Genomic DNA, 12569 nt, shown 5'->3' on the forward strand with positions numbered 1-12569 from the left:
GTTAAAAGAAAATTATGATGCGAATCGCGCTCTTCCTGCTGACGAACCTGGCTGTGATGGTCGTTTTCGGGCTGGTATTGAGCCTGACAGGGATCCAGTCAAGCAGCGTTCAAGGCTTGTTGATCATGGCACTGCTGTTTGGTTTTGGTGGTTCCTTCATTTCGCTGCTGATGTCCAAATGGATGGCGTTAAAGTCCGTTGGCGGGGAAGTGATTGAACAGCCCCGTAATGAAAGAGAACGCTGGCTGATGAATACTGTAGCCACACAGGCTCGTCAGGCTGGTATCGCTATGCCGCAGGTTGCTATCTACCATGCGCCAGATATTAACGCGTTTGCAACTGGTGCGCGCCGTGATGCGTCACTGGTGGCGGTCAGTACGGGCTTGCTGCAAAACATGAGCCCGGATGAAGCTGAAGCCGTTATTGCACATGAGATAAGCCACATTGCCAATGGCGATATGGTCACCATGACGCTGATTCAGGGCGTGGTGAACACCTTCGTAATCTTTATCTCGCGTATTCTCGCGCAGATTGCCGCTGGTTTTATGGGCGGAAACCGTGAAGAAGGTGAGGGCAGCAACGGCAACCCGTTAATTTATTTTGCGGTAGCGACGGTGCTGGAACTGGTGTTTGGTATTCTGGCGAGCATTATTACCATGTGGTTCTCGCGTCATCGTGAATTCCATGCGGATGCGGGTTCAGCAAAACTGGTTGGTCGTGAGAAAATGATTGCTGCACTGCAGCGTCTGAAAACCAGCTATGAGCCACAGGAAGCAACCAGCATGATGGCGTTCTGCATCAATGGTAAATCTAAATCGTTGAGTGAGTTGTTTATGACCCACCCTCCGTTGGATAAACGTATTGAAGCGTTGCGCAGTGGGGAATACCTGAAATAACCTGCGGAAGTATGAGAGAAAAGCGCGTCCCTGGACGCGCTTTTTTTTACCCCTGAACCCGAGGTTGCGTAATACGTAAACCACTCACAATCGCGGCTACCGTGGCCAGAATACCTGCCGTCATTAACGACATGTGCGTCCCGCTGTCACCAAACTGATTCAGCATCAACGCGACTAACGCCGCACCGCTGCTTTGTCCCAGCAAACGTGCCGTCCCCAACATACCGCTTGCGCCTCCGCTACGATCCCGGGGGGCCGACATGATGATAGTATGGTTATTTGGTGACTGGAAAAGGCCAAATCCGGCGCCACAAAGTATCATCGGCCAGATGATATTAAAATCAGACGGTGAAGGGGGTAGTAGCATCAGCGAGAAAAGGCCAACAGCCATTGTCGCCAGCCCCATTGCCCCCAATAGTCCGGCATGTACCCGTTCAATTAAATAGCCAGCAAGTGGGGCCATGACCATGGTGGCTAGCGGCCAGGGAGTCAATAGCAAACCTGTTTCCACTTCACTGCGACCCAACACGGTTTGCAGGTAAAAGGGGAGTGACACCATAGCTAACATCTGAGCGCAAAAAGAACAGATAGACGTGCCGATAGACAATGAGAAAAGTGGGATACGCAGCAAGTCGACCGGCAGCAGAGGGACTGGCAGTGATAGTTGACGGCGAATAAAGAAAAAACCGACCACGATCATCATCGCCAGTTCTATACCAATGAGCGTCAAAGACTGTCCCTGCGCAAATCCACTGAGTGCGGTAATCAGCAATCCGAAGGTCAGGGCATTCATCACCGCGCTCGGTAAGTCAAAACGTGGTGTTGACTGCCGGGCAGCATTGGCCGGTAAAAAACGCATTGCCAGTAGTAACGCAATAATCCCCAACGGCACGTTAATCAAAAATAACCATTTCCATGACGCAACGGACAGTATTGCCGCGGCAATTGTAGGACCGGCTGCTGAAGAGACCGCCACAATAAAGGAGTTAATGCCCATCCCCCGGCCAAGCTGGCGTTGGGGATAAATAAGTCTTATCAGCGCCGTATTAACGCTCATTAGCGCTGCCCCGCCAAAACCTTGAGCCACTCGCGCCAGCGTTAGCATTTGTAAGGAATCTGATAAGGCACAAAATAATGAAGCGAACAGAAAAATGACCAACCCACATTTATAAATACGTCGGTAGCCAAACATATCGCCCAAAAAAGAGAGTGACAGGAGTGAGACGACAATCGCAATTTGATAGGCGTTAACGACCCAAATTGAACTGGCTGCGGAGGCCTGAAGATCTGCGGCAATCGTCGGAAGAGCAACGTTAGCAATTGCACCATCCAGCACTGCCATAGAGATACCAATAATAATGGTTAAAATTGCGCCATATCGCTGGGGCAATGGCAGGCCATCGGCCTGGATTCTTTCCATAGGAAGTCAATGTTGTCGGATATGATGATGAGAATAATGATATTAGCATTGATATTCAGGCGTTATGTCGCAGATTTGTAACTAAGTAAGCAAAGATGGATTGCGAGGGCCATTGCGTGAAATTATAATAAAAACCGGTTCTGATTTTTATAAAACACTCGTAATGAGGTGATAAATGGCTATCGCAGATCTGGATAAACAACCCGATTCTGTATCTTCCGTGCTGAAGGTTTTTGGCATCCTGCAGGCGCTGGGTGAAGAGCGCGAAATTGGTATTACCGAACTGTCGCAACGCGTCATGATGTCGAAAAGCACCGTTTATCGCTTTTTGCAGACCATGAAAACGCTGGGGTATGTGGCACAAGAAGGGGAGTCTGAGAAATATTCGCTGACCCTGAAATTGTTTGAGTTGGGCGCTCGCGCGTTGCAAAACGTTGATTTGATTAGAAGCGCTGACATTCAGATGCGCGAACTTTCGCGTCTGACAAAAGAGACTGTGCATCTGGGGGCTCTGGACGAAGACAGCATTGTCTACATTCATAAAATCGACTCGATGTACAATTTACGCATGTATTCTCGCGTAGGTCGTCGTAACCCATTGTACAGTACGGCTATTGGTAAAGTACTGCTGGCCTGGCGTGACCGTGAGGAAGTGAAGCAGATCCTCGATGGTATTGAGTACAAACGCAGCACTGAGCGCACAATAACCAATACTGATGAGCTGCTATTGCTGTTAGATAAAGTGCGTGAGCAGGGCTACGGCGAAGATAACGAAGAGCAGGAAGAAGGTCTGCGTTGCATCGGCGTACCAGTGTTTGACCGTTTCGGTGTCGTGATTGCGGGACTGAGTATTTCATTCCCGACCTTGCGTTTCTCCGAAGAGCGCTTACATGAGTATGTCGCGATGTTGCACACAGCAGCGCGTAAAATTTCAGAACAAATGGGTTATAACGACTACCCATTCTGATCTGGCTAGTTTTCGACATGTTAAAAAGCCCCAGATATTTTTCCGGGGCTTTTTTAATAGTCAATATAAGTTGAAGATGTAATAAATAACTTACCGGCTATATTGCTCTTATATTAACCGTTATCGACAACCATTGTGCTTTTGCGTAACACGGGGCAATCAGACAGGCCGATGATACCGCTGTTGCTGTGAACGTACTGTGCGGTACTGGTGCCACGTGCGGTCAGATACTGGCATTGCAGACCGAGACCTGCCGCGTTCTCCTTGCTTCCTATCAAAACTCCGTAGCCACTGAGTAATAAACCAATCCAAACCAGAGCCAACAATACAATAGCGCGAATAATCAGACGCATTACAACCTCTTATCTTTTCTCGTTATTATAAGATTAGCTTGTACACTGGATGAAACAAGTGAATCATTCCTAAAAATAGTTAATGCCGCTACAGTTAACGCTGGGTTTAGGTAACGCGTGATAATTTAGCAGCATAAAATCTGGATTCGGAGAGTGGAGTTGGAGTGAGAAAAATTCGATGGGTGGTTCTGATTGTTGTCGTGCTGGTGGGCATACTGATGTGGGCGCAGGTGTTCAACATCATGTGCGATCAGGACGTACAATTTTTCAGCGGCATTTGCGCCATCAATAAATTTATTCCCTGGTAAGCGCATTTTTGCAACAGTTGATTACCTTCTTGTGCGGCAGTGGTAAACTACGCTGTCTACATTGAGGTGGTGAAATGAACGAAGTTTTGAACTCTGGCGTGTTGAATTTTGCGTCTTTAGTTGTATCGGTGGTGGTTCTGGTAATCGGGCTTGTGCTGTGGTTTTTCATCAATCGTGCAAGTTCACGTACTAATGAGCAGATTGAGTTGCTCGAAGCATTGTTGGAGCAGCAAAAACGACAGAACGCTTTGCTTCGTCGTCTTTGTGAAGCTAACGAGCCCGAGAAGGCAGCAGAGCCTGCGGTGCAAAAACAGGATGAAGATGACGACATCATCCGCCTGGTAGCAGAACGGTAGTAACCAGAAAGACAGGGTGAGAGTCTGCTGACATTGTTCTCAGATGCTTCATCCTGTCGACAACAATATCAAGATCATTTTCCGCTGTCTCGGTTGTGCAATACACGTGTGATCATGCACACAACGTCACTTCTCCAGACCCCCTGACCAATTAATTCCTTATTCCTGAAATGGCTTAAATATAATTATCCATACGTTAATAATATGATTATTGCATTTTTGTGATAGCGATCGTTTTTATTATCAGCGAAACGTTTCTCTAACTTTTTTGTGCATTGTCATCATTCTTTCATTATTTTTCTGCAAAATCAGAATGCGGATCCCATTTTTACCGTTGTGATAATTTATGCATTACTAAGCATAAAAAATGATATTCAGCACACGACGCATCAGAGAATCTGGAACAACCGAACCTATTGAGCTATGGTAGAAATGTCCCGGCAATGGCGCAAGCCAGTTGGGGCAGGGCGAGGGCGGTATGGATATATCCTTACTCGATTTGGCGCATAACTGTGCAGTCGCTGTTTGATGAACTTCTGGATTTGTGCGACCGATCGAGACACGTTTAAAAATGGCTTGCCATTATTATCGTTGTATGTGATAACACGTTTTGGGTTAAACGAGGTACAGTTCTGTTTATGTGTGGCATTTTCAGTAAAGAAGTCCTGAGTAAACACGTTGACGTTGAATACCGCTTCTCTGCCGAACCTTATATTAGTGCCTCAAGCAGTAATGTCTCAGTTTTATCTATGTTATGCCTGCGGGCGAAGAAAATACTCTAAGGAATTTTGCAAATGGCAAAGATTAAAGGTCAAGTTAAGTGGTTCAACGAGTCTAAAGGTTTTGGTTTCATTACTCCTGCTGACGGCAGCAAAGACGTGTTCGTACACTTCTCTGCAATCCAGGGTAACGGCTTCAAAACTCTGGCTGAAGGCCAGAACGTTGAGTTCGAAATTCAGGACGGCCAGAAAGGTCCGGCTGCTGTTAACGTAACAGCTATCTGATCGATACCACTGATTTGAAGCGCCCAGGCGCATCAACCTCAGATATAAAGCCTCGCATATGCGGGGCTTTTTAATTCAAATTACGTCAAAACATTTCTGAATGCCCTCCCATTAGCGCTTTGTTGCAAAGGCACGATGTTCGTAGCATTGTTTTTCCCGCTTTCTCTCGTCAATTCCCGTTAAATCAGTCACCTGAAAAACTATCTTGCTGGAGGTCGGGTGAAAAAGAGAAACGACGGCGATACACGCAATTTTACTCCCGTACGTTTTGCCCTGCTCTGCGTGGCAATATTGTTGAGTCTGGGGTTGTTACTTGGTCGGGTGGCATGGCTGCAAATTGTTACGCCAACGAGTCTGGTAAAACAGGAAGATATGCGTTCTTTACGTGAGGTGACAACGGCCTCGCCACGCGGAATGATTACTGACAGAGAAGGGCGTCCGCTGGCAGTAAGCGTACCGGTTAATGCTGTCTGGGCCGATCCTAAGATCATTATTAGCAAGGGTGGCGTTGGATATAGCGAACGCTGGCAAGCGCTGGCAAAGACGCTGCATCTGTCGCTTAGTACACTGGCTGCACGGGTTAACAGCAATCCTGCCGGACGTTTTATCTACCTGGCTCGACAGATTTCACCTCAGCAAGCTGAATGGATCGATAAGCTCAATCTTCCGGGTATCAATCTGCGCGAAGAGACCCGTCGCTTCTATCCCGCAGGGCATGTCGCTGCCAACCTGATTGGCTTTACTAACATTGATGGTCAGGGTATCGAAGGGATTGAGAAAAGCTTCAATGCCCAGTTGATGGGTAAACCGGGTTCCCGGCTGGTACGTAAAGACAAATTTGGGCATGTAATAGAAAATATCACCGAAGTAATGCCGGTACCTGCGCATGAATTGCAGCTTAGTATTGATGAACGTTTGCAGACAGTAACCGAGGACGCGCTGGACAATGCCGTTACGTGGAACAGGGCAGAGTCCGGTGCTGCAGTGCTGGTCAGTATTGCCACGGGTGAAATTCTCTCTATGGCAAGTTTCCCTGACTTCAACCCCAACAACCGCGACGGTGCGGTGCTGGATGATTTTCGCAATCGTGCGATTAGCGATACTTTTGAGCCTGGCTCTACCGTCAAGCCGCTGGTAATTATGACGGCTCTTCAACAGGGAATTGTGCAGCCAGACAGCGTGATTGATACTCATCCTTTTTATGTCGATGGGCATCGCATTCGTGACGTAGGATTTTATCCTGAACTATCTTTGACCGGTATTTTGCAAAAGTCGAGCGATACTGGTGTCTCCCATCTCTCGCTTGCAATGCCCGTACAGCGCTTGCTTGATACCTACAAAAGCTTTGGTTTTGGCGATCCTACCGGGTTGGGATTAACCGGTGAAAGCAACGGTCTAATGCCTCAGAGGCGTTACTGGAGCGATCTGGACCGTGCAACTTTCGCGTTTGGTTACGGTTTGATGGTGACGCCGCTACAGCTGGCGCATGTTTATGCCACGATTGGCAGCTTTGGCATTTACCGACCGCTTTCCATCACCCGTATCGACCCGCCGGTCATTGGCAGACGCGTCATGCCGGAAGCGTTAGTTCATCAAGTTGAACATATGATGGAAAGTGTCGCTTTACCCGGTGGCGGGGGAACAAAGGCTGCGGTGAGAGATTATCGGGTTGCGGTTAAAACCGGTACGGCGAAAAAAATTGGCGATGACGGTAAATATGTCGATAAATACGTGGCCTATACCGCAGGTGTCGCTCCGGCAAGCGACCCTAAATTTGCACTGGTGGTCGTTATCAACAACCCACAAAATGGGGCTTACTATGGTGGCGCAGTATCGGCTCCTGTATTTAGCCAGATAATGGGGGACGTTCTGCGTCTGGAGAACGTTAAACCGGATGGAATGCCCGCCGACTCGAGCCATTTGCTGGTTATGCACGACGATAAGCTCTCTGCACCATCGTTGTAAGTTATTTTCCCGGGGCGTAATTCGCGTTACACTTGCGCCCCGAAGTCATCAGCCGGAGTTGTCATGTCGTTTTCCTGTCCCCTTTGCCATCAATCTCTTACTCAAGATAAAAACAGCTTTATATGCCCTCAACGGCATCAGTTTGACGTGGCGAAAGAAGGGTATGTCAACTTACTTCCTGTTCAGCATAAGCGGTCGCGCGATCCCGGTGACAGCGCAGAAATGATGCAAGCACGCCGGGCATTTCTCGATGCCGGACATTATCAGCCGCTGCGCGATGCGATTGTGAATGTACTGAAAGAAAGACTCGTGCCAGAGCAGGCGGCGATTCTTGATATCGGCTGTGGGGAAGGGTATTACACGCATGCTTTTGCCGACGCGATAACGGGCAGCTCAACATTCGGTCTGGATGTTTCAAAAGTGGCGATTAAGGCCGCAGCCAGGCGGTATCCGCAGGTGACATTTTGCGTAGCATCAAGTCATCGTTTGCCATTTGCTGATGCATCAATGGACGCCATTGTCAGGATTTATGCCCCCTGCAAGGCGCAAGAGCTTGCCAGGGTTGTTAAACCTGGCGGATGGGTGATTACGGCCACGCCGGGACCGCGTCATTTAATGGAGCTGAAAGGGCTGATCTATGACGACGTGCGTCTGCATGCGCCCCATACCGAGCAACTGGAAGGCTTTGACCTGCAACAGAGCATTGCGCTGGGATATCAGATGCAACTGAGCGGCAGTGAGGCAGTGGCATTACTGCAAATGACACCGTTCGCCTGGCGGGCAAAACCGGAGGTCTGGGAGACGCTGGCGGGGAAAACGACATTTGACTGCCAGACAGACTTTAGCATTCATATCTGGCAGCGTGAAAATTAACCGTGGAAATGTGCCCAGAGGATCTGGGCACCGATGCCAATCAGTACCAGCCCACCCAGAATTTCAGCCCGTTTGCCCAACATCGGGCCGATAAAGCGACCAATCATCATTCCCAGTGTAGACATTATTAGCGTGGCACAGCCTATGGCCAGGGCAGTTGCGATGATGTTTACCTGCAGGAAAGCCAAACCCACACCGACAGCCATCGCATCCAGACTGGTGGCAATCGCGGTAGTGACCAGCAGCCAGAAACCATGTCGACGCTGCGGCTCTTCATCTTCATCATCGTTGTCGCGGAAGCCTTCAATGATCATTCGTCCGCCCAGAAAAATCAGCAGGATGAACGCAATCCAGTGGTTCCATTCGAGTACAAATTTACTTGCCAACATGCCCATACCCCAGCCGATCAGCGGCGTGAGTGTTTCAACTGCGCCAAAAATAAGGCCAGTACGCAGGGCTTCTGAGAATTTGGGTTTATGTAGGGTGGCACCTTTGCCAATCGATGCTGCGAAGGCATCCATCGACATGCCGAAAGCGAGAAGAACAGTAGCGGTGATATTCATAACAGCGTCCTGACCGGGGTATCCATATAACACATCACTGCCCCCAGTAACCATACATGCCAGAACACGCGGTTCATAAAGCATGCATTGCAGTTGATGTGTCTATGGTCTCGCCTGACTAATTATGATTAGTCCGTACGTGCCACGTCTTGCGACGAGTATGTTGACACGTACATTTCCGGATTCTGGAAATCGGCTACTCCCCAACGACGGTCGCAACCTTAACATATTTGGAGAATATAAAACAAGAAAGGGGGAAATATTATTTGACTTCTAATTGAAAACGATTTTCATTTAGATTTAAGTGTGGATAAAACGTTAAAATAAATAACATTCATAGCGCCAGAATATAGCCTTAGCTATGTTGTGTTTTCGGTGAAATACAAAAAAACATAGTTCAGGCTATCTTTTTAACTTATTGATTTGAAATTAAAAGTTTATATATTTTTTCGAGATCGTCTATATTTCGTACGCGAATGAGCAATCGTCTCTGTTCTAATTGCATTACCAGTACGCCATCTTCAGATAAATTCATTTCTTTTATCCGGTTATATTCAATCCAGACATTGGCGAAGAAGAATCCTTTTTGTTTAAAGATGATTTTTGGGGTGCGGATCCAGAACAGATATATCCCCATGAGTACCAGTGCACATAATAACCATGTGGTGAATTGCGCCCCGTGGCTGGTGATGTTGTTGTAGATAAGAATAACGATCAGCCCAATGAAGATGACGCTATCAACACGGCTACGAGGAAGCAGGGGAACGGCGAGCAGAGTAGGGCCATTACGGCGGGGCATGATGAACTGATCGTAAATAGCAAACGCCAGTAGCGATAAGATAAAAAGAACCAGCACCAGGTCCGTGATAGTCATGAATCCTCAACCCTCTAAATAGAAAAACCGGGGGCATGCCCCCGGTGATGTACAGCACTCTTACAGGCCGAGCAGGCCGACAGAGTAACCCGCGATACCGATGACGAAGAAGCCAACGATGATCCACAGGGCGTTAACTTTCTTACGTAGCAGCCACATACAGGCGAAGGTCAGCAGCAGAGGCACCAGGCCCGGCATCAGCTGGTCAAGGATAGTCTGCACGGTGGTAACGCGAGTCTGACCATCCTGACCGGTGATAGTGGAAACCACCAGCGGAATGTTTACATGCGTCCACTTGTTAACCAATGCTCCCATGACAAACAGGCCGAGGATTGACGCCCCCTCAGTCAGTTTCTGCAGGAAGCCGCCGCCCATATCTTTAACGATATCGACACCTTTGCGGTAACCGTAAGCCACGCCGTAGTAACGCGTAGCCAGACGAACCAGGTTAAACAGGATAAAGAACAGCAACGGACCCAGCAAGCTGCCACTCATTGCGATACCGGCGCCAAGTGCGGCAAATACCGGACGAACGGTTCCCCAGAAAATAGGGTCGCCCACGCCTGCCAGCGGTCCCATCAGACCAACTTTGATACCGTTAATAGCACCATCGTCGATATCTGCGCCGTTAGCACGCTGCTCTTCCATCGCCAGCGTTACGCCGAGTACTGGTGCCGCTACGTACGGGTGGGTGTTGAAGAATTCCAGGTGACGCTTAATAGCCTGTTTACGTGCGTCGTTGTTCTCCGGATACAGACGGCGGATAGCCGGTACCATGGAGAAGCAAAAACCCAGCGCCTGCATACGTTCGAAGTTCCATGACCCCTGAAACAGGTTAGAACGAATGAACACGCCACGAATGTCACTCGGAGTGAGTTTTTTCTCGGTGGTAGTTTTAGTCATATCAACCATTTCGCTCACCTGCTAGTCCAGTTCGTTATCAAGATCGTTATTACCAGCAGCCTGCGCTGGCGCACCGGCTACGCGGTTATATTTCGGGCTCAGCTGAATGTAGAGGATGGCCATAACTGCGCCAATCACACCCAGAGCAACCAGGTTGAAGTTAGTAAACGCCGCAGTGACGAAGCCGAGGTAGAAGAATGGCATCAGATAGCCTGCACGCATCATGTTGATGACCATTGCATAACCGACTACGACGATCATACCACCAGCAATGTTCAGGCCACCGGTAACCACTTCAGGAATGGCATTCAGCATGCTCTGGACTTCACTGGTCCCAACAGAAATCGCCACGATAACCGCCGGGATAGCGATACGCATTGCCTGCAGGAACAGAGAGGACACATGCAGCCAGGATAGCGCCGTCAGGTTGCCACTTTCGGCTGCCTTATCCGCGGCGTGCTGGAATGCAACGGTGATGGTACGAACAATGATGGTCAGAACCTGGCCTGCTGCTGCCAGTGGGATAGCCAGCGCGATACCGGCACCAATGCTTTGATGGCCCGCGATAACCAGAACAGTAGAAATAATTGAGGCCAGTGCGGCATCCGGCGCAACAGCTGCACCGATATTCATCCAGCCGAGGGCGATCATTTCCAGGGTACCACCGATGATAATACCGGTTTTCATATCCCCGAGAACGGCGCCAATCAGCGTACAGGCCACCAGCGGACGGTGGAACTGAAATTCATCGAGCACCGACTCCATACCCGCGATACATGCGACGATGAACACCAGCACAATCTGAAGAGTGGTAATCTCCATTGTACTTCTCCTATTGCTATACAGACTTAAGTGTGAAAACTAAGTAAATGCCAGGTGGTTATTTCGCCGCTTTGGCAATCAAATCCATCATTTTCAATTTCTGATCGGTAGAAACTTTACGGGCTTCGAGCTCAATACCGCGCGCGTTGAGTTTCTTGAAGGCTTCGATGTCTTTTTCATCAACGGAAATTGCGTTATTTACCTGAGTTTTACCCTGACGGAAAGCCATGCCGCCAATGTTCACGGAGGTAATTTTCACGCCACCTTCGACGATACGTTCTACGTCGGTCGGATTAGTGAACAGCAGCATCACACGTTCGCCAGCGTATTTTGGGTTGTTGTAGACGCGAATCATTTTTGCGACATCAACCACGTGCGCCGTAACACCTGGGGGAGCAACCTGAGTTAGCAGCGTTTTACGTACGGTATCTGCTGCGACTTCATCACTGACGACGATAATACGGGTTACGTTAGTTTCTTTGGTCCAGCGAGTTGCCACCTGACCGTGGATTAAACGGTCATCAATACGCGCCAGGCCGATGTGCATATAATCGTTCGGTCCCATTGGTTTTGCGGGCGTTGCAGCTTTTGGTGCTACAACCGGGGCTGGCGTGGCTTTTTCAACCGGTTTTGCTTTCAGCGCTTTCACGCCTTCGCTACCGGTTTCAACCGCCAGAGCGACTAATTCGTCGAAGCTTGGGTTGTCATCGCGCGCCATGAACGTTTCTACCAACATCGGAATGTTCACGCCGGCGATCACTTCGTAATGCTCTTTATCGACGACAATGCGGCTCGCAGCGTTGAACGGACTGCCTCCCCATGTGTCAACGAGAAACAGCACGCCTTTACTGGTGTCGAGTTTTGCCAACTGAGCGTTGTACTTTTCAATCAGCGTTTCGGCATTTTCGCCTGGAACGAAATCGATCCAGCCGACATTTTCCTGCTCGCCTAACAGCATTTCTGCTGTTTTAAGTAACTGCTCTGCAGCCCAACCATGTGTGCCTATTACAATAGCAATGGTCACTTGCTACCTCCTTTATTATCGTTAACACATCAACATGAAGATGTATTTTGAATCGTCGTCCGCAATCGAATCGATTCAGATAAGGGTTACAAAGAAAAACATATGATTTCGTGAATTATTTTAGATATCGAAAAAATTATTTTGTGTGATGAAGATCCGTAAATTAACTTCCGATGAAAAGAAATTTCGAAGAGTAAAATATCTCCGAAACAACTTATTGCAAAGGAAGGTAAATCTTTGC

15 protein-coding genes and 1 riboswitch are annotated in these 12569 nt (G+C 48.6%); of the genes, 8 read left to right on the forward strand and 7 right to left on the reverse strand.

What is annotated here, in order from left to right; translation table 11 throughout:
• Positions 1–14: 14 nt before the first annotated feature.
• Positions 15–896, forward strand: coding sequence for a protease HtpX (gene htpX / locus OH663_RS04390; RefSeq protein WP_045444014.1), 882 nt, complete (start codon positions 15–17; stop codon positions 894–896).
• A 46-nt stretch (positions 897–942) separates the two neighbouring features.
• Here htpX and OH663_RS04395 read toward each other — a convergent pair whose 3' ends face one another.
• The gene (locus OH663_RS04395; RefSeq protein ID WP_200011077.1) at positions 943–2316 is read right to left on the reverse strand and encodes an MFS transporter; all 1374 of its coding nucleotides are present in this window, start codon (positions 2314–2316) and stop codon (positions 943–945) included.
• A 175-nt stretch (positions 2317–2491) separates the two neighbouring features.
• Here OH663_RS04395 and kdgR point away from each other — a divergent pair, with 175 nt between their 5' ends.
• Complete coding sequence (gene kdgR / locus OH663_RS04400; protein WP_045444008.1) at positions 2492–3283, forward strand: DNA-binding transcriptional regulator KdgR; 792 nt, start codon at positions 2492–2494, stop codon at positions 3281–3283.
• A 113-nt stretch (positions 3284–3396) separates the two neighbouring features.
• Here kdgR and OH663_RS04405 read toward each other — a convergent pair whose 3' ends face one another.
• Positions 3397–3636, reverse strand: coding sequence for a YobH family protein (locus tag OH663_RS04405; RefSeq protein ID WP_200011076.1), 240 nt, complete (start codon positions 3634–3636; stop codon positions 3397–3399).
• Between the two features lie 164 nt (positions 3637–3800).
• Here OH663_RS04405 and mgrB point away from each other — a divergent pair, with 164 nt between their 5' ends.
• The 6 genes from mgrB to rlmA all read left to right on the forward strand — a co-directional run bounded on the left by mgrB (position 3801) and on the right by rlmA (position 8142).
• The gene (gene mgrB, locus OH663_RS04410) at positions 3801–3944 is read left to right on the forward strand and encodes a PhoP/PhoQ regulatory lipoprotein MgrB (RefSeq protein WP_200011075.1); all 144 of its coding nucleotides are present in this window, start codon (positions 3801–3803) and stop codon (positions 3942–3944) included.
• A 74-nt stretch (positions 3945–4018) separates the two neighbouring features.
• A complete protein-coding gene (locus tag OH663_RS04415) occupies positions 4019–4300 on the forward strand; it encodes a YebO family protein (RefSeq protein ID WP_045443989.1) in 282 nt (93 codons plus the stop codon).
• A 638-nt stretch (positions 4301–4938) separates the two neighbouring features.
• Entirely contained in the window at positions 4939–5082 is a 144-nt protein-coding gene (locus OH663_RS04420; RefSeq protein ID WP_003034983.1) for a DUF2627 domain-containing protein, read from the forward strand.
• A 12-nt stretch (positions 5083–5094) separates the two neighbouring features.
• On the forward strand, positions 5095–5304 hold the full coding sequence (gene cspE, locus OH663_RS04425; RefSeq protein ID WP_001062678.1) for a transcription antiterminator/RNA stability regulator CspE: 210 nt from the start codon (positions 5095–5097) through the stop codon (positions 5302–5304).
• 219 nt (positions 5305–5523) lie between these two features.
• Entirely contained in the window at positions 5524–7269 is a 1746-nt protein-coding gene (ftsI, locus tag OH663_RS04430) for a peptidoglycan glycosyltransferase FtsI (RefSeq protein ID WP_048221309.1), read from the forward strand.
• A gap of 63 nt (positions 7270–7332) precedes the next feature.
• The gene (rlmA, locus tag OH663_RS04435) at positions 7333–8142 is read left to right on the forward strand and encodes a 23S rRNA (guanine(745)-N(1))-methyltransferase (protein ID WP_200011074.1); all 810 of its coding nucleotides are present in this window, start codon (positions 7333–7335) and stop codon (positions 8140–8142) included.
• Here the strand turns inward: rlmA and mntP are convergent.
• From mntP to manX, 5 genes are all read right to left on the reverse strand, one after another.
• The gene (gene mntP, locus OH663_RS04440; protein WP_045449666.1) at positions 8139–8705 is read right to left on the reverse strand and encodes a manganese efflux pump MntP; all 567 of its coding nucleotides are present in this window, start codon (positions 8703–8705) and stop codon (positions 8139–8141) included. The genes rlmA and mntP overlap by 4 nt on opposite strands.
• Before the next feature lie 116 nt (positions 8706–8821).
• Positions 8822–8922, reverse strand: a riboswitch (yybP-ykoY riboswitch).
• A gap of 198 nt (positions 8923–9120) precedes the next feature.
• Positions 9121–9579: a DUF986 family protein gene (locus OH663_RS04445; protein ID WP_045443977.1), complete on the reverse strand. Its 459-nt coding sequence runs from the start codon at positions 9577–9579 to the stop codon at positions 9121–9123.
• 60 nt (positions 9580–9639) lie between these two features.
• Entirely contained in the window at positions 9640–10491 is an 852-nt protein-coding gene (locus OH663_RS04450) for a PTS mannose transporter subunit IID (RefSeq protein ID WP_045443974.1), read from the reverse strand.
• 12 nt (positions 10492–10503) lie between these two features.
• Positions 10504–11304 (reverse strand): PTS mannose/fructose/sorbose transporter subunit IIC, encoded by an 801-nt coding sequence (locus OH663_RS04455; RefSeq protein WP_045443971.1) that lies wholly within the window; start codon positions 11302–11304, stop codon positions 10504–10506.
• Between the two features lie 58 nt (positions 11305–11362).
• Positions 11363–12328, reverse strand: a complete 966-nt coding sequence (manX, locus tag OH663_RS04460) for a PTS mannose transporter subunit IIAB (protein ID WP_045443967.1) — start codon at positions 12326–12328, stop codon at positions 11363–11365.
• Positions 12329–12569 lie beyond the last annotated feature (241 nt).

The organism is Citrobacter sp. Marseille-Q5395 (genome assembly GCF_947057495.1).
Classification (GTDB): Bacteria; Pseudomonadota; Gammaproteobacteria; order Enterobacterales; family Enterobacteriaceae; genus Citrobacter; species Citrobacter murliniae.